Origin of the sequence: Kitasatospora sp. NPDC094016 (genome assembly GCF_040304045.1) — a bacterium.
Classification (GTDB): domain Bacteria; phylum Actinomycetota; class Actinomycetes; order Streptomycetales; family Streptomycetaceae; genus Kitasatospora.
Genome location: NZ_JBEOUK010000025.1, coordinates 21,912 through 39,124 on the forward strand (window position 1 = coordinate 21,912; position 17,213 = coordinate 39,124).

Sequence of the window (17,213 nt, forward strand, 5' to 3'; positions counted from 1 at the left end):
CGGCGCGCCGACGCGCGCCCGCAACTCCCCCCTCCCGCCCCCACCACGGCTCCGGCTACGCGCCCATCGCCGAGGGCGGGGGATTCTCCGGCGACCGGACCCGACCGGGCCCGACCGGATCAGGGCGGTGGCGTGGATCTTCCACGCCACCGCCCTTTTCATATGTCTGACATATATTCAATTCCACTCCTCACTCGAATGAGTGAATTCCACTTAAAGATTTGCCCACGTAACGTTAAAGGCCACATAGTGATGACATCTCAGTTCGGTCTAGGGAAGACCAAGTCCAGGCAAAGTCACCACGAGTGAGGAGAAGGCCTTGTTCCACGGAACCACGGCGTCGGGCCACGGGCAGCGGCTCCGCGAGGAGATCGCGAGCCCCGGAACCACGCCCCTCATCGGCGTCTACGACATGTACTCGGCCTCCATCGCGGCCGAGCACTACAACGGCATGTTCGTCTCCGGATTCGGCTTCGCCGCCTCCTACTACGGCCTGCCCGACATCGGGTTCATCGCCTGGCCGGACATGGTCGGCTTCGTCGAACGATTGCGTGGCGCCTTCCCCCGGCACCATCTCCTGGTCGACATCGACGACGGCTACGTCGATCCCGAGGTCGCCTGCCACGTCGTGCGCAGCCTCGAACGCATCGGCGCGTCCGGCGTCATCCTGGAGGACCAGAAACGGCCGCGCCGCTGCGGCCACGCCGACGGCAAACAGGTCCTCCCGCTGGAGGAGTACCTGGAGAAGCTGGACCTCGTCCTCGCCAACCGGACGGACCTCCTGGTGGTCGCCCGCACCGACGCCACCGAGGAGGAGGACATCCTGCGCCGCGCCCGGGCGCTCGCCGACACCGACGCCGACGTGGTGCTGGTCGACGGGGTGCGCAGCGAGGACTGGATCCGGCGGATCCGGCAGGTCGTCGGCGACAAGCCGCTGTTGTTCAACCAGATCGCCGGCGGCAAGTCCCCCCGGCTGTCGCTCTCCGAGCTGACCGAGCTGGGGGTGGACGTCGCGATCTACAGCACGCCCTGCCTGTTCGCGGCCCACCGGGCGATGGACGAGGCGCTGGCCGGGCTGAAGGTGGCCGACGGGCGGCTGCCGGCCGGCGCCGGGGAGAGCCGGCAGATCGGCGTGCGGGAGTCCACCGAACTGCTGGAGCGGAACATCGCGCGCTCGCACCCGCTCGCGGGGGTGACGGTGTGACGGCCGGACTGCGCGGTCCCGCCCCGCCCCCGGCGGCCGCCGTCCTGCGGGCCACCGCGCTGGGGCTGGCCGGGGCGTGCGGCCTGCTCGCCGGCGCGGCGGCGCCCGCGGCGGCGGGCGGGGGGCTGATCACGCTCGTCGACAACTCCCACGCCGACTCCTGGGTGGAGATCGACCGCACGGCCAACGTCCAGAACGGCAGCGGCTCTGCGGGCAGCGATCACGACGGCGCCGGGTCCCTGGTGGGCGGCCTGCTCGGGTCCGGCCCGGGCGGGGCGGCGATCGGGGGTGGCCGATGACCGACAACACCGTCCGCCGGGGCCGGTGGCGCGGACTGTGGCCGCGCCGGCTCGACCCGTACCTGGCCGCGCTCGCGGGGACGGTCGGCCTGGCCGCCCTGTTCCCGGCCACCGGGGGCTCGGCGCAGGTGGCGGCCGTGGCCTGCAACCTGGCGGTGGCGCTGCTGTTCTTCCTCTACGGCGCCCGGCTCTCCGCCCGCGAGACGCTGGCCGGGCTGCGTCACCTTCGCCTGCACGGGCTGGTGCTCGCCGCCACCTTCGGCCTCTTCCCGCTGCTCGGGGCGGCCACCGCGCTGCTCACGCCCGTCCCCCTCAGTGGGCAGTTGCAGACCGGGGTGCTGTTCCTGTGCCTGCTCCCGTCGACGGTGCAGTCCTCGGTGGCGCTGACCGGCGCCGCCGGGGGCGACGTCGCGGCGGCGATCTGCGCGGGGACGTACTCCAGCCTGGCCGGGCTGCTGCTGACCCCGCTGCTGGCGGCCTGGCTCCTGGACGTGCACACCGCGCTGTCGGCCGAGGGGCTGCTGCGGATCGGGACCCAGTTGCTCGCGCCGTTCCTGCTCGGGCAGGTGCTGCGGCCGTGGATCGGCGCCTTCCTCACCCGGCACAGACGGGTACTGACGCCGGTGGACCGGGGCTCGATCCTGCTCGTCGTCTACACCGCGTTCAGCGCGGCGACGGCCCAGGGCAGTTGGGGCCTGGCCACCCCGGGCGCCCTGCTCGGCCTGCTCGCGGTGCTGCTCGCCCTGCTGGCCGCCGCGCTCGCGGTCACCGGGCTCGGCGCACGGCTGCTGGGGCTCGACCGGCCGGCCACCATCGCGGCGGTGCTGTGCGGCTCGCAGAAGAGCCTGGCGAACGGCCTGCCGATGGCCACGGTGCTCTTCGGGCCCCAGGCCGGGCTGCTGGTCCTGCCGTTGATGGCGTATCACCAGCTCCAGCTGGTGGCCGGCACCGTGCTCGCCGGCCGCTGGGCCCGCGCGCCGGACGCCACGCCCGCCGGGCAGGCCCCGCCCGCCGATCGGGTACCGGCCGCGCTCACGGGGCCGGGCGGGCCGCCCGTTCCCGGGTGAGCCGGCGCCTGGGGCCAGCGTCCGATCCCGCTGTCCGGGGCCGGACTGCGGCGGCGCGCGCGTAGTAGTCGGCTGCGTCGGCGGTGAAGCCGTCCTGTTCCGCGAGGCGGCCCGCGCGGTCGAAGTGGTCCCACGCCTCGCCGTTGCGGTCCAGGGTGGCCAGGGCCCTCCCGCAGATGTCCAGGAGCATCGCGCGGCGCGCGACGACCTGGTCCTCCGGGGCGAGGTCGAGCGCGTGCCGCGCGAGGGCGAGCGCCTTCGCCGGTCGCTCGTTCAGCAGGTGGTACCGCGCCAGGTAGTAGGTCGTGAGCATCTCGGTCTGCGGGCTGCCGGCCCTGCGGGCGAGCTGCGCGGCCCGCTCGTAGCCGAGGCCGGCCAGGTTCGTGTCGCCGAGTGCCTCCCGGGCCTGGGCCAGGTTCGCGGTGGCGATCGCCTCGCCCTCGGTGTCGTCGGCGCGCCGGGCCAGATCGGGTGCGCGCAGCAGGTACGGCAGGGCCTCCTCGTACCGGCCGTTCTGCCCGAGGACCCAGCCGAGCAGGCTCCTGACGCGGGATTCCGCGTCGGCCTCGGCCAGTTCGACGGCGGAGCCGAGGGCGTGGCCGAGCGGAACCTCCCAGTCGGCTCCGGGCTGCTGGACGACCAGCGGCCACAGCAGCAGGGCGAGTCGCCACGCCCGGTGGTGGTGCCGACCGGCGGCGGCCGCCGCGGTGGCGGCGACGAGGTTGCGCCGTTCCCTGGCGTACCAGGCCATCGCCTCCTCCCGGTCGGCGAAGACGGGCGTCGACACCGGCGTCCGGAAGTCCTCCGGGAGCCGGCAGCAAGGTTGGCTGCCCGCCACCGCCGCGCTCGCGGCGGCCAGGGCGGCGTACAGGTAGTGGTCGAGGAGCGGAAGGAGGCGGTCGCCCCCGGGGGCGGGGCCGAGCGAGCGGGCGAACAGCCGGATGAGCCCGTGCAGGGCGTAGCGGTCGTGCCCCCGTTCCTCCACCAGGTTGGCGGCGACGAGGCGTTCCAGCACGGCGCGGCTGCCGTCCGGGCTGTCGTCCGCCAGCGCGGCGACGGCCGCCACGTCGATGTCGGGGCCGAAGTGGTGGGCCAGCAGCCGCAGGACGGCGACCGCGTCGGGCGGGAGGTGGTCCACGCTGACGCGCAGGACGGAGGCGAAGTCGATGCCGTCCACCGCGAGGAAGGAGATCCGCCGCTGCCCGTCGCGGAGTTCCTCGACCGCGTCGCCGAGCGAGCGCTCGGGCCGCACCGCCAGCCGGGCCGCCGCCAGCCGCAGGGCCAGCGGCAGCCCGTCGCACAACCGCACCAGGCGCCCGGCGGCGTCCGGCTCCGCTCCCACGCGGTCCGGTCCGAGGATGCGGGCGAACAGTGCCTCGCCCTCCCCCGGCCCGAGCCGGTCCAGCAGCAGCGGGCGGGCGCAGTCGCCGGCGACCAGGCTCTCCAGCCGGTTGCGGCTGGTGACGACGGTGGCGCAGCCCTGGGCGCCGGGCAGCAGCGGGCGGACCTGGTCGTAGCTCAGCGCGTCGTCGAGGATGACCAGCAGGCGGCGGTTCCGGAGCAGCGAGCGGTAGAGCGCCTCGGCCGCGGCGGTGTTCTGCGGGATGTCGTCGGGCTGGATGCCGAGCGCGCCGAGGAAGTCCCGGATGACGAAGGCGGGGTCGGCGATCGGGGCGGTGTCGACGAAGCCGCCGAGCCGGGCGAAGAGCACGCCGTCCGGGAAGTCCGCCGCAGCCTGCTGGGCCCAGTGGGCCACCAGCGCGCTCTTGCCGATCCCGGCCGGCCCGGTGACCAGACAGATGGGCGAGTCGTGTGCGGTGTCCCGCACGGCCGCGTCGAGGGCGGCGAGTTCGCGCTTGCGCCCGGTGAAGCCGGCCGGTCGGCGGGGCAGCAGGAGCGGTCGCCGCAGCTCGTGCGCGCCCGGCTGTCCCGCGCCGCGGTACGCGTCCGCCTGACGGTACGCGTCAGCCTGGCCGTGCGCGTCCGCCTGGCGGCGCGCGTCGGCTCGGCGGTACGCGTCCGTCTGGCGGCGGGTGGCCTCCTGCCGGTCCGCGGCCTCCTGTCCGTGGAGGTCCCCGGGCCGGTGCGTGTCCTCCCGTCGGCGTGCGGCGCGTGGCGGGCTGAGGATCCGGTCGTAGGCCTCGACCATCGCGGGGCCCGGGTCGACGCCCAGTTCGTCGCCGAGCAGTCGGGCCGTCCGGTGGTAGAGCTCGATGGCCTCGGCCTGCCGGTTCGTCGACAGCAGAGCGTCGAGCAGGAGCGCCACCAGGGATTCGCGCAGCGGATGCCGGTCCGCCGGGCCGCGCAGCACCGCGACGGCCTCCTCGGCGCGCCGGCCGGCGGTCAGCGCCTGGCCGAGCTCCTCCACCGCGCCGAGCCTCGCCTCCTCCAGTTCCGCCGCGGCGGCGACGACCGTGGGTGTGCCGCAGAGTCCGGCGAGTGCCGGGCCGCGCCAGAGCGCGAGGGCCTTGCGCAGCTCCGGGATGCCGGCCGGTGCGCCGTCGCCGGTGCGCGCTTCGGCGACGGCGGCGCGGAACCGCTCGCCGTCGATGTGCTCGGACGGCGCCTGGAGGAGGTAGCCGTCGCAGGCGGTGGCGATGGTGACCGGGCCCACGTGCTGCAGCAGCCGGCGGAGTTGGGAGACGTGCCCCTGGATCACGGTCTTGGCGTGCCTGGGCGGCTGCTCGCCCCACAGGGCGTCGGTGAGGCGGTCGTTCGTGACCAGCGCGTCGTTGGCGAGGAGCAGCATCGCCAGCAAGGTCCGGCGTTTCGGTGGCCCGATCTCGACGAACTGCCCGTTGCACCGGACTTCCACCGGTCCGAGCAGCCGGAATTCCAACAAAGGTCCCTCCCCACTGCCGATCACCTGCGCAATGGGCAAGGCTACCCTTGTCAGTGGACGCTCACGCGCACACCCCCAGCCGCAGAGGAGCGGTCAGGGGTGCACACGAGAACGGCGCCAACGGTCCGTTGCCGGCCCGCTCGGGTGATGTCGACCCCGACCCGTAACCCGCCCCCGGCGGGCGGGCGTCACCGGACGTAGTAGGCGCGGTTGTGGGCGGCGACCGGCGGGGACTGGTAGGTCCAGACCCCGGCGGCCGGGGCGTCGGCGATCAGGTGGGCGAGGTCGCGGGCGGACTCCTCCGCCGGGTTGCCGAGGTCGAGCCGGACGCGGTCGGCGGTGCGGTCGTCCAGGGCGTAGTAGCGGTAGGGGTGGTAGACGTTGAGCGGGCCGGCGAGCAGCTTGCCCTCGTCGTCGGTGCCGTAGCCGGTGATCGGGGTGTTGTTGACGGATTCGGCGGTGAGGCCGATCAGGTTCACGTCGAGGGCGAGGAGTTGCTCGTCGTGGCGGCGCAGCCCGTCCGCCCCGAGGGTGGCCCGGCGGCAGGAGACGGACCAGCGCTCGCGCACGGCGGGGGCGTTGAGCGAGGGCAGCGCGGTCTCGAACCAGCCGGGGTGCTTGGGCTCGGCGTACAGCCGGCGCCCGGCGTCGATGGCGAGCGGATTGTCGCACAGGACGTGCAGGCGGGCGATGCCGAGCAGCTTGGTCTGGTCGTAACCCCGGGCGTACTGGCCGTAGTTGAGGACCGGCAGGCGGTCCCCGGCGAACACCGGGTGGGCGACCAGGTTGATCTCCAGTTCCTCGGTGATGCCACCGCCGTTCGGGTACTGGGCGAAGTACAGCTGGTAGTTGAGGGACACGCAAGCCCCGCCGTCGAACACGGCGGCGGTCAGGCCGGGGTGGCGCTTGCCGAGCAGTTCGCGCGCCCGCTCGGGCTCGACCAGGTAGTCGACGCCGATGTTGTGCAGCGCGCCGTAGTGGAAGGGCAGGTGGTACGGCTCCGGTACGGGCGGGAGCGGCAGGCCGGTCATGGTGTCTCCGGAAGGGCGGGCGAACGGGTGGCGGGCGAAGGGGTACCGGCGACGGACACCGGGCGGTGCAGGTCCAGCAGGTCCTGGTGGATCCGGTCGGCGCTGCGCAGGGCGAGGGCGGCCATGGTGAGCGAGGGGTTGGAGGTGCCGAGCGAGGGCATCGAGCCGCACCCGACGGCGTACAGGTTGGGGTGGTCCCAGCAGCGCTGCCAGTGGTCGACGACGGAGGTGGCGGGCGAGTCGCCCATGACGTGGGTGCCGCCGGCGTGGCCCGCTCCCCGGTAGCCGTAGGCGGCTCCCAGGTGTTCGAGGCGGCCCGGCCACTGCGGACCGGCCGGGTAGGCGGTGTGGTCCTCGGCGCCGAGCAGCGCGAACAGCTGGTCGGAGACGGCGCGGGCCGAGACCATGCCCGCGCGGACGTACTCGTCGAGGTCGTAGCGGACGGCCGGACCGGGGAGGCCGAGCGGATCGCGCCGGTCCGGGTCGAGGGTGACCCGGTTGGCCGGGTCGGCGGGCTGCTCCAGTTCGAACTGGAGCGAGAACTGACGGCCGAGCCGGTCGCCGAGGCGTGTCCGCAGCTCCTTGCCGCGCAGCCCGGCGGCCAGCAGTGCGGCCGTCTCCGCCTCGGGGGAGCCACCGGCCCAGGACCAGCCCCAGTTGCCGATCTCGATCCGGAACGGGGCCCGGCGGGCGCGGGCCGGGCCGAAGCGGAAGGCCTCCAGGCCGCTGGTGGAGCCGGGCCCCCGGTAGGGCCCGACCTGGCCGGGCATGAGCCCCCAGGTGAGCAGCGCCGGGTGGTCCATCAGGTTGCGGCCCACCTGGTCGCTCCGGTTGGCCAGGCCGGACAGGAGCAGCAGCCGGGCGTTCTCGACGGCGTGCGCGGCGAGGACGACCAGGTCCGCGTCCACCCGGTGGGCCGCGCCGCCGGCCAGGTACTCCACCCCGGTGGCGCGCCCGGTCACCGGGTCCGCGAGCACCCTGGCCACCACGGCCCCGGTGCGCAGTTCGACGCAGGGCGCCCAGCGGGCCTGGGTGCGCAGCGGCGTGTACTTGGCGCCGGTCGGGCAGACCGGGACGCAGCTGGCGCTGCCCGCGCAGGGCGGGCCGAAGCTGTCGCCGGGCCGGGTGGGCAGGCCGTTGCGGGCGTGCGGGGTGCCGGTGACGGCGAGCCGGGCGGGGCCGGGCATGGCGGGGTCGCGGACGGTCCGGCCGTCGAGGGCGTGGGCGAGCCGGCGGTCGAGGTGGCTGGCCGGGATGGCCCGCATGGGGAAGGCGTAGTCGTCGGGGATCGGCAGTCCGACGGCGCGGCGCTGCTCCCCGGCGTCGGCGGCGACGCCGAGTTCGTGTTCGGCTGCGCGGTAGTACGGCTCCAGGTCGTCGTAACCGATCGGCCAGTTGCGGCCGCGGCCGAGGTCGCCGGTGCGGAAGTCCTCGGGGTGCATGCGCGGGGTGAGGCCGGTCCAGAGCAGTCCGGTGCCGCCGTTGGCGCGCAGGTAGCCGCTGGCGTAGGGCAGCGGGCCGTCCTGCCGGAGGTGTCCGGTGGCGGTGAAGCCGCCGCCGGGCAGCCCGGTGAGGTCGGTGACGTCGAGGGACGGGGCGTCGGGGTCGTGCGGGTAGGGCGAGGTGGGTGGGCCGCCACCGGCCGCGCGGAAGGCGGCGGCGGTCTCGGGCCCGGAGAGCGCGACCCGGCCGGCTTCGAGGACGAGGACCCGCCGGCCCTGCTCACCGAGGTGGTGGGCGACCAGCGTTCCGGCGAAGCCTGCGCCGACCACGACGACGTCCCAGCGGGCGGTCACCGTTCCTCGCCCCCTCGGGGTGCCTCGGCCCAGCTGCCGTGGCCGGGGGCGGCGGCGCCGGGCGGGTCGGCGCGGAAGGTCCGCCAGGCCAGGCCCTGGTCGTAGGCGCGGGCGGAGCTGGGGGTCTCGCCCGGCCAGGCGCCGACGTACCAGAGGTGGACCAGGGCGTGGTCGTCGCGGACCCGGTGGGCCAGGGTCGTGCGGTGGTGCTCGTGCGCCATGCCGGTGGCGCGCAGCTCGGGCTCGTCGAAGCCGGTCAGTTCGGCGCACACGCGCAGGAACTCGTCGAAGTCGGCGAGGTCGTCGGGCGCCCCGAACTCGGCGAGGCAGTCAACGGCAGGATGGTCGTCTGGCACGGACAAGCGGGCACCCCCACGGTCGTCGACGGTGGCCAAGACATGACAGACCGTGGGGTGGGTGGAGACGGCGGCCCGTCAAGGTCTGCCAGCGCGATCCTGCCGCCCGCCGTCGTCACCGGGAACCCGTTGCCCGAATGTGCCCGGTCTTGGCCGCCTCCTGCCCGATCGGCCGCCCACCGCGTTCGGTCGGCGGCCGTTTTCCGGTCGGGCTGCGGGGGCGGGCGAGGGTACGGCGAGGGGCCCGACAGGGCCGGGCGGAGGTCCGACGGAGGTCCGACGAGAGGTCCGGCGGAGGTCCGACGAGGGGTCCGGCGGAGCTCAGCCGAGAGCGCGGACGGCCGCCAGGACGTCGAGGCCCAGCTCCGGGTCCGCCTCCTCCGGCAGGCTGACGGACAGCCGGTCGACCAGGCCCGCGTACCGGCGGGTCAGCTCGCGGGCGACGTCCTCGACCGGACCGGACACCGCGAAGGTGTCGAAGACCTCGTCGTCGATCAGCGCGGCCATCTCCGCCCAGCGGCCGCGCACCGAGTGGGTGTGCAGTTCCTCCTGCAGCCCCTCCCACCCGTGCTGGGCCAGCACCGGGCGGTAGGCCGGGGTGGAGGCGTAGAACGCCAGCCGCTCCCGCACCCCGGCCCGGTTGGCCGCCAGTTCCTCCTCCGTCCGGCCGGTGGCGGTCAGCACGCTGCCGGCGACCTCGAACGGCCGCGCCGTCCACGGGGCACCCTCGGCCTCGGCCCGCGCCCGGGCCGCGGTCAGACCGGGCAGCACCTGCTCGGCCAGGTAGGCGGGCGAGGAGAACGGGTGGCTGAGGAACCCGTCGGCCACCGCCCCGGCCGTACGGGTCATCAGCGGTCCGACGCCGGCCAGCAGGATCCTCGGCACCCCGGCGGGGACGGGGTCGGGCGAGAAGACCGGCGTCATCATCGTGTGGGTGTAGAACTCGCCCCGGAAGCGCAGCCGTTCGCCGGTCTGCCAGCTGTGCCAGATCGCCCGCACCGCGTGCACGTACTCGTGCATCCGCGCGGCCGGCCGGTCCCAGGGCATCCCGAAGCGCTTCTCGATGTGCGGCTTGACCTGCGAGCCCAGCCCGATGACGGCCCGTCCGCCGGAGGCCGCGTGCAGCCCCCAGGCCTGGTAGGCCAGCGTCATCGGGGTTCGGGCGAACGCCACCGCGATGCCGGTGGCCAGCTCGATCCGCTCGGTCCGGTCGGCGGCGCGGGCCAGCTGGAGGAACGGGTCGTACGCGGTCTCGGCGACCACCAGGCGGTCCATGCCCCGGCGTTCGGCCCGCTCGGCGGCGTCGAGGATCCCCGCCGGGTGTCCGGAGGCGGTGGCGTCGAGACGGAAGGCGGGGGGTCGGTGCATGGCGGTGCTCCTGGGCGCGGGCTGCGGCGGTACCCGGGTAGCCTCCCACGCCGGCGCCCGGGCCCACCTCCGCGGCCTGCCGCTCAGCGCTTGAAGAACTCCACCTCGGCCAGCGCGATGGGGATCCCTGGCCCCGTCCCGGCGGCGGCGCGGACGACCAGCGTCACCTGCACGACGTCGCTGACACCGGTCAGCACCGTCTGCGGGCCCGGCTTGTCGTTCAGCGTCACCTTCTGCTCGTGCACCTTGCCGTCCGAGGTCGTCATCCGGAGGTCCAGGGCGGTGGGCCGTGCCTGCTGCTGGAACTGCTGCGGCTCGGTGGAGGAGCCGGTGTGGATGATGACGTCCACCAGCCGGAACGGTCGGGCGAAGGGGAAGCTGATCGAGTCCCCGACGTTCGGCGCCCCCCAGTAAGTGTTGCTCAGCCCGTCGACGGTCAGTTTCGCGGGGTGGCCCTCGACCTCCGCGCTCGCCACCGCCCCGGTGGGGGAGATCGCCGAGGCGTCGCGGAGCTTGTCCAGCACGTCCTCGTAGATGTTCCGCCCCGCCGGGTAGAACAGCACCCCCGCGACGACCAGCGCCGCCAGCACGAGCACCGCGATCATCCGGCGCAGGGTGCTGCCGGAGCCGCCGATGCGCACGCGGCGCCGGAACGGCCACCGGGTGCGCCACCACGGCAGGGCCGCGACGGGTTCGGTGGGGGTCAGCGGCTCCGCGCACCGCCGGCAGAACTTCCGGTCGGGCCGGTTGGGCGTGCCGCACCGGGGGCAGGGTGGGCCGACCTGGGCCTCGTCGGCCGCGGCCGGGCGGACGGTCGGACGGGGCGCGACGGGCTTGGCCGGCTGCACCGCCACCGGGTCCGCCGCCGCCGGCTGCCGGGCGGCCGTGGGCTGCGGTGGCACCGCGCCGGGGCGGACCGGCGGCACCTCGGCGGCGGGGGCGGGCGTGGGCGTGGGCTCGGGCGTGGGCTTGGGCTTGGGCTTGGGCGTGGATGCAGCAGCGGGCGCGGCGGCGGACGGCCTCGCCGGCTCGGCGGGCCGCGCGGCAGGCGGTTCGGCGGGCCGCGCCGCCGTCGGCTCGGCGGACGCCGCGGACGGCCGCACGGGCCGTTCCTCGCGCGCCGCGCCGGCGGGCGGAGCAGCGGCAGCGGGTGGGTTGGCGGCAGCAGGCGGGTTGGCGGCAGCGGGCGGGGCGGCGGCAGAGCCGGGTGCCGCGGAGGCGGGAGCCGCCGAGGTGGCGGCAGCCGTCCCCGACCAGCCCAGGTAGGCACCGCAGTTGCCGCAGAAGTCGTCCCCGTCCTCGTTGGCCACTCCGCACTCGGGACACGTACGCATAGCTCAGCTCTCTTCCGCACCGAGTTGACCAGGTGAACCAGGTGAACCAGGTGAACCGGGACCAGGCGGGCCGGGCAGGACCTCCACCCGGCAGGTGAGGTGCACCGGGCAGGACGCCCGGACGACCGCCAGCACCTGCTCCTCGTCCACCGCCGCGGTGCGCTCGGGCCAGACCCGCACCAGCAGTTCCCCGGAGGGCGCGGGCGGCAACTCCGCGCCCGCGGTGGTGGACCAGGCCACGCCGCCGCCGTCCACGATCTGCGCGCCGACCCCGAGGATCAGCCGCAGCCGTTCCCGGAGCCCGCGCCGGGTGCCCCGCCACCGGTGCAGTTCGACCGCGCGGCCGACCACGGCCCGGCGGACCTCCTCCGGCCAGGCCGGGTCGGTCTCGACGGCGACCCAGTCCGCCAGCCACTCGACGAAGTCGGCCGGGGCCAGGCGTGGCTGGAAATAGGCGGGCAGGTTGTCCAGGGTGGCGAAGACCGGGGCGAGGACGGTGTCCAGGCCTGCGGTGAACCGCTGGGCGAAGTCGTCCTCGGCGTAGAGCGCGGGCAGGAGTTCGCCGATCGGATGCGGGCTGGGCAGCCCGGGGACGGCCGCTCTGCTCATCGTTGACCGTCCGCCGGGAGCGCGGCGACCACGACCTGGTGCTGGTGCGAGAAGACCAGCGCGTCCGGGGCGACGTCGACCCGTTCGGCGGGCGCGCCCCGGCGCCCGGTGATCGGATCCGCCGGGAAGAGCCGCAGTTCCTCGACCGCCGTGACCCCGGCCACCTGCTGGAGCACCGCGAACACCTCCCCGTACTGCACGGCCCGGCCGAACGGCCAGCCCCTTCCGTCGGCGCCGCCACGCAGCGGGTTGAGGTGCCGGAACAGGGCCGCGAGCGCCGCCTCCCGGACCCGGTCACCGTCCGGGGAACGGGTGGCGAGCCGGGCGACCACCGTCACCCCCTGGTAGTCGGGCGGTTGGACGACGAGCCGGGTGCCGACGAGTCGCCGCTCGTCCAGGGCCGACGCGATGGCCGACAGCACCTGCTCGCCGGGGATCAGCTGCTCGAACCGCAGGCGGTCGCCCTCGTCCGCGACCGCGTCGGGGACCACCAGCACCCGCACCGCGCCCGCCTCCCCGGCGACGGCCGGCGCGCAGCGCACCCGGGCCGCCGAGGGCGCGGCCTGCCGGGCGATCAGCTCGAAGTCCCCGGCGGTGACGGCCCGTTCCTGGAGCCGCAGCAGGTGGGGGGCGCGCACCTTGGCGTTCTCCACCGTCTCGCCGTCGACCCCGCCCCTGGCCGCCTCGCGGTTGTCGACCCTGGCCACGTACGGGACGGAGCTGCGCAGCACCGTGATCGTCGCACGGGCGACGTTCCCGGCGGTGCCGCCGCCCGTGCGGTAGCGCGGTACCCGCAGGTGCGCGCCCTTGGGCGGCACCGCGCCGAAGGCGTGCAGGCCGCCGTCGGGTTCCCGGACGGCGGGCGGGAACGCGAACTCGCCCGTGGTCGCGTCGATCACCACGTGCCGGTCGGTCGGCGCCGAGTCACCGAAGTGCTCGACGGCCGTCCACCGCTCCCAGCCGTCGCCGGCCGCGACCTCGACCACCGGGGGCCCGCCGTCGAGCAGGACGGGCGGCCTGGCGAGCCGGAAGCGCTGGCCCGCGACGCCCTCCGAGGTGCCGAGCGGCGCGTCGGTCACGGTCTGGGCGTGCACGACGGTCGCGGTGCCGCCGACCGTGAACACCTCCGCGCGGCGGATCGTCGGGGACTCCGCGTAGAACGGCTGGCCCGGCTCCGGCGCGGACACCCGGCAGCGCAGCCAGCCCGCCCGGCGCCCGGCGACCACCGAGGCGACCTGCCCGGCGGGCACGAACACCACCACCTCGCCGGGCCGGTTGAGGCCGCCGGTGGTGTCGGAGCCGGTCTCGCAGGCGATCCACCGCGCGCCGTCCCACACCTCCCACGCCAGCGGGGGCTGGCGCGGGTCGACGCCGACGCCCTCGACCCGGCTGTCCAGCCGGACGACGAGGATGCAGCGCGGCACGACGGCCGGCAGCGCGAACAGCATGGCGTCCCCGACCTGGGGGCGCGGCTGGAAGCACGGTACGTCCACGCCGTCGGCCAGCCGTGCCGTGGCGTCGGTCTGCTCCCCCGCGGCGGAGACGGTGACCAGCCGGTCGAGGGAGCTGGGGACGACGGGCAGGTCCTCGGCGGTGGAGAACACCACCGCCTCCTCGGTCTCGGTCCGCAGCGTGGACACCTCGGTGCCCGCCCGCAGCAGCACCGTCTCGGGCTGTGGGGCCGACAGCCAGAAGTCGACCTCGGCGGTCGCCGCGGCCGGCGGGAAGAGCCGGACGCCCAGCAGGTCGAGGAAGGCCGAGTAGTTCTTCTCCGGCACCCGGTTCAGCCGGTAGAGCAGCTGGTCCACCATGTACGCGAAGGTCTCGATCAGGGTGACCCCGGGGTCGGACACGTTGTGGTCGGTCCACTCCGGGGCCCGCTGCTGGACGAACCGCTTGGCCTCGTCGACGAGTTGCTGGAACCGGCGGTCGTCCAGGTTCGGGGAGGGCAGCGCCATCAGCTCACTCCCCCGGTCACGGCGCCCAGCGCACCCGGGACGTCCTGGACGTCCGGGGCGTCCGGCGAGCTCGGGATGGTGTAGAAGGGGAAGACGAGGTTGCGGCGGTCGTTGGTGGACCGCACGGTGTAGTGGACGTCGATGTAGAGCGTGCCGTCGTCGACCGTGTCGAAGGCGATCACCACGTCGTCCACCTCGATGCGCGGCTCCCAGCGTTCCAGCGCGGTGCGCACCTCGCGCGCGATCCGGCCCGCCGTGCCGCCGTCGCTCGGCGCGAACACGTACTCGTGGATGCCGCAGCCGAACTCCGGGCGCATCGGCCGCTCCCCGGGGGCGGTGCCGAGGATCAGCCGGATGGCCTCCTCGATCTCCCGGTCCCGGTCCACCATGCCGATGCCGCCGGTGGCGTTCACCCGCAGCGGGAAGGCCCAGCCCCGCCCGATGAAGCCGCTCACGCGACGCCCCCGATCAGCACGTTGAACGCGCCGGTGACGATCTTCGCGCCGCAGGACGTCTGGTCGCCCACCCGCGCCGCGGGCAGCCCTCCGATCAGGACCAGGCCCCCGGCCGCCGCCGTGGGGCTGGGCATGACGACGTTGCCGGGCCCGAGTTCCACGTGCGGCACGCACACGTGCAGGCTGCCGGTGACGGCGGCCGGGCGGCCGCCGATCAGTACGGTCGCCGCCGCGAGGGCGCCTGGTGGCGGGGTGGTGATGGCACCGCCGTCGCTGGTGGTGTCACCCATCCGGGCTGCGGGGGGCATCTGCGTTCTCCAATCGGGTGGTTCGAGGGGGCCGGACGATCGGGCCGTGCTGACGGTGGTTCAGTTGATGCGCACGAGGGCCGCCTTGAGCACCGCCAGCGCTCCGCCGTCCACGGTGACCCCCGTACGGCCGGTGACGTTCACCGATCCCCCGCGCAGGTTCACCGCCCCGGCGCCGGCGTCGATGGTGATGCCGGTGGAGGACAGCCGCACCGAACTCGCCGCCGCCGCACCGGCCGCGCCGAAGACGGTCAGGACGATCTCGCCGCGCTGCTCGTCCAGTCGCACCTCCAGCTTCCGGTCCCCGCTGGCCAGCCGGACGCCGGACTGGCCGCCCGGCACGTCCAGCAGTTCCAGGCGGTGGCCCGAACGGGAGACCAACGAGCGGCGGTTGACCTTCCCGCCGGCCGGGTCGACCAGCGGCACCTCGTGCGGCGAGGGCTTGTCGACGCCGTTGTAGAGGCCGCCCAGCACGTACGGGCTGTCCAGGCTGCCCTGCTCGAAGCCGACCAGCACCTCGTCGTTCACCTCGGGGCTGAACACGCCGCCGCCGCCCTGCCCGCCCCACTGGACGGTGCGCACCCAGTCGGAGACGTAGGTGTCGTCCAGCCACGGGAACTTCAGCCGCACCCAGCCGCGTTGCGCGCCCCCCGGCTCCCGGACGTCGGTGACCACGGCGATGGCCAGACCGGGCATCCGCGGCCCGCGCGGCACCGCGCCGCCCCCGGCGACGAGCCCCGCGAGGGAGCGGTCCGGCGCCGCGCTGACCACCACGGTCGTCCGGTAGCCGCGGAAGGGCTCGATCAGGTGGCGCACCGCGGTGGCCGTGTAGCGGCCGGAGAAGGCGGCGCCGACGTTGCCCAGGGCGACCGGAACGCCCGCCCGCAGCTTCGGATTGCCCTCGACGACCGCCTCCAGCTCGCCGAACCCGGCGGCCACCGAGGCGGCGACCGACCCGGCCGCGGCCGCCGTCTCCGCCTGCGTGCGGTACGGGGTGTCGGTGACGGTCATCCGCGCCGGTCCGGCGAAGGCGGCGGCCGCCGTCGACGGGCTCATCCCGGGCCGCACCGTCTCGCTGGTCACCGACGGCTCCGTGGCGACCAGGGCCTTCTTGGTGAGGACGTTCCAGCCGCGCACCTCGACGGTGTCCGCCCCGCCGCCGCCCGTCAGCACGCCGCGCAGCTCCAGCAGGTTGCGGCCGTACTCCAGGACCATCGGGTTCTGCGGAGCGGGCGTCGAGGGGGCCGGGGCCGAGGAGGCCTGTTCGGGCTTGACGAACTCCAGCAGCCCCTCGTCGTCCACCCGCACCTGCGCGCCGCTCTCCTGCGCCAGGTACTGGAGGAACTCCCAGTCCGAGACGTTGGCCTGCGACAGCTGCTCGTGGACGACGGGGAACGCGTCGACCCGGCCGCAGCCGAGCCCGGCGCCCGCCGCGACCTGACGGACGATGTCCGCCGTCGACATGTTGCGGAACCCCTTCACCCGGCGCCCGCGCATCAGCCGGTGGGTGACCGCGGACGCCCGCACCACGGTGAACGAGCCGGTGGTGTCCACGTCCAGCTCCAGCGCCGTCACCTCGCCGGTGAACAGCCGCACCTGCGCGTTGCCCTGCACCGTCATCACGGAGACCCGCAGCCGGGTGCCGATGGTGACCCCGGTCGCGGAGAGGAAGGTGTGGTCCGCGTCGCGGAACATCAGCACGGCCGTGTCGGGCAGGCCCGTGCTCTCCTCGATGTCGCAGGAGACCAGTTGGGCCGCCCAGACCGGCGGCAGCGGGCCGGGCGCCTCGACGATCGGATCCGCGGCGAAGGAGCGTCCGCCGCGTGCCTCGGGAGTGGTCATGGCCGCCCTCCTCGGGTGGGCTCGTCGATCCCCGGCACGATCAGTTCCACCCCGGGGACGAGCACCATCGGGTCGTCGATGTCGTTGGCCTCGGCGATGGTGCGCCACGCCGTCGCGTCGCCGTACTCGCGCCAGGCGAGCAGCGGCAGGCTGTCGCCCGCGATCACCCGGTGGGTGCTGCGCGCCTCCATCGAACCGGAGGTCGGGTTCTGGCCCGGCGTGTCGACGCTGGCCTCGTCGATGGTGAACGAGCAGGTGGCCCGCAGCGGCTTGCCGTCGACGTCGAACAGCGAGTAGGTGACCTGAAGGCCGGTCAGCACCCCGTTGAACGACGTCGTCGACGACGTGCCCCAGTCCAGCCGGATCCACGGGCTCGCCGGCTTCTTGCGCGCCAGGCTCGCCGGAGTCGGCACACAGGCCGTCATCAGCTGCTCCACCGCCTTCTCCACGGAGTCGTCATGGGTCGCCGTCGCGTCGAGGAACACCTCCATGGACAGCGAGCGGGGCCCGCTGCCGACGAACTCGGGCAGCGCGGACTCGGCGGCCATCCGGGACGGCGTGCGGCGCCACTCCGAGGACTTCCGCAGCACCAGGCTCGACGGGTTGAACTGGAGCGGGAGCCTCGCGATCACCCCGCCGGGCTGGGCACCGACCGTCGCCGGCGGCTCCATGATGGCCAGTTGGGCCCGGGTGACACTCGCGGGGACGTCTGACATCCCGCACCTCCTTCCGTTCGTCGTCCGA

At 74.9% G+C, this 17,213-nt stretch carries 15 protein-coding genes; 3 read left to right on the plus strand and 12 right to left on the minus strand.

Features of this window, described 5'->3' with window-relative positions:
* The first annotated feature begins 319 nt into the window (after positions 1 to 319).
* From ABT015_RS22625 to ABT015_RS22635, 3 genes are read left to right on the plus strand one after another with little or no spacing between them, the layout of a single operon-like run.
* Positions 320 to 1,204: an isocitrate lyase/PEP mutase family protein gene (locus ABT015_RS22625; RefSeq protein ID WP_350881792.1), complete on the plus strand. Its 885-nt coding sequence runs from the start codon at positions 320 to 322 to the stop codon at positions 1,202 to 1,204.
* Entirely contained in the window at positions 1,201 to 1,503 is a 303-nt protein-coding gene (locus ABT015_RS22630) for a hypothetical protein (protein ID WP_350881794.1), read from the plus strand. Before ABT015_RS22625 ends, ABT015_RS22630 begins: the two co-directional genes overlap by 4 nt.
* The gene (locus ABT015_RS22635; protein WP_350881796.1) at positions 1,500 to 2,570 is read left to right on the plus strand and encodes a bile acid:sodium symporter family protein; all 1,071 of its coding nucleotides are present in this window, start codon (positions 1,500 to 1,502) and stop codon (positions 2,568 to 2,570) included. Before ABT015_RS22630 ends, ABT015_RS22635 begins: the two co-directional genes overlap by 4 nt.
* Here the strand turns inward: ABT015_RS22635 and ABT015_RS22640 are convergent.
* From ABT015_RS22640 to ABT015_RS22695, 12 genes are all read right to left on the minus strand, one after another.
* Positions 2,536 to 5,409 (minus strand): AfsR/SARP family transcriptional regulator, encoded by a 2,874-nt coding sequence (locus ABT015_RS22640; RefSeq protein ID WP_350881798.1) that lies wholly within the window; start codon positions 5,407 to 5,409, stop codon positions 2,536 to 2,538. The genes ABT015_RS22635 and ABT015_RS22640 overlap by 35 nt on opposite strands.
* 191 nt (positions 5,410 to 5,600) lie before the next feature.
* On the minus strand, positions 5,601 to 6,443 hold the full coding sequence (locus tag ABT015_RS22645) for a hypothetical protein (RefSeq protein WP_350881800.1): 843 nt from the start codon (positions 6,441 to 6,443) through the stop codon (positions 5,601 to 5,603).
* Positions 6,440 to 8,239, minus strand: coding sequence for a GMC family oxidoreductase (locus ABT015_RS22650; RefSeq protein ID WP_350881802.1), 1,800 nt, complete (start codon positions 8,237 to 8,239; stop codon positions 6,440 to 6,442). The genes ABT015_RS22645 and ABT015_RS22650 overlap by 4 nt, the downstream gene beginning before the upstream one ends.
* A complete protein-coding gene (locus tag ABT015_RS22655) occupies positions 8,236 to 8,595 on the minus strand; it encodes a hypothetical protein (RefSeq protein WP_350881804.1) in 360 nt (119 codons plus the stop codon). Before ABT015_RS22655 ends, ABT015_RS22650 begins: the two co-directional genes overlap by 4 nt.
* Before the next feature lie 321 nt (positions 8,596 to 8,916).
* Complete coding sequence (locus ABT015_RS22660) at positions 8,917 to 9,963, minus strand: TIGR03617 family F420-dependent LLM class oxidoreductase (protein WP_350881806.1); 1,047 nt, start codon at positions 9,961 to 9,963, stop codon at positions 8,917 to 8,919.
* Between the two features lie 83 nt (positions 9,964 to 10,046).
* Positions 10,047 to 11,297, minus strand: coding sequence for an NADase-type glycan-binding domain-containing protein (locus ABT015_RS22665; RefSeq protein ID WP_350881808.1), 1,251 nt, complete (start codon positions 11,295 to 11,297; stop codon positions 10,047 to 10,049).
* A gap of 3 nt (positions 11,298 to 11,300) precedes the next feature.
* Positions 11,301 to 11,906: a phage tail protein gene (locus ABT015_RS22670; protein ID WP_350881810.1), complete on the minus strand. Its 606-nt coding sequence runs from the start codon at positions 11,904 to 11,906 to the stop codon at positions 11,301 to 11,303.
* Positions 11,903 to 13,864, minus strand: a complete 1,962-nt coding sequence (locus ABT015_RS22675) for a putative baseplate assembly protein (RefSeq protein ID WP_350881812.1) — start codon at positions 13,862 to 13,864, stop codon at positions 11,903 to 11,905. The genes ABT015_RS22670 and ABT015_RS22675 overlap by 4 nt, the downstream gene beginning before the upstream one ends.
* Entirely contained in the window at positions 13,864 to 14,319 is a 456-nt protein-coding gene (locus ABT015_RS22680; RefSeq protein ID WP_350881814.1) for a GPW/gp25 family protein, read from the minus strand. Before ABT015_RS22680 ends, ABT015_RS22675 begins: the two co-directional genes overlap by 1 nt.
* The gene (locus tag ABT015_RS22685) at positions 14,316 to 14,627 is read right to left on the minus strand and encodes a PAAR domain-containing protein (RefSeq protein ID WP_350881816.1); all 312 of its coding nucleotides are present in this window, start codon (positions 14,625 to 14,627) and stop codon (positions 14,316 to 14,318) included. Before ABT015_RS22685 ends, ABT015_RS22680 begins: the two co-directional genes overlap by 4 nt.
* A gap of 60 nt (positions 14,628 to 14,687) precedes the next feature.
* Entirely contained in the window at positions 14,688 to 16,469 is a 1,782-nt protein-coding gene (locus ABT015_RS22690) for a VgrG-related protein (RefSeq protein WP_350881818.1), read from the minus strand.
* Positions 16,466 to 17,185: a CIS tube protein gene (locus tag ABT015_RS22695; protein ID WP_350881820.1), complete on the minus strand. Its 720-nt coding sequence runs from the start codon at positions 17,183 to 17,185 to the stop codon at positions 16,466 to 16,468. The genes ABT015_RS22690 and ABT015_RS22695 overlap by 4 nt, the downstream gene beginning before the upstream one ends.
* Positions 17,186 to 17,213 lie beyond the last annotated feature (28 nt).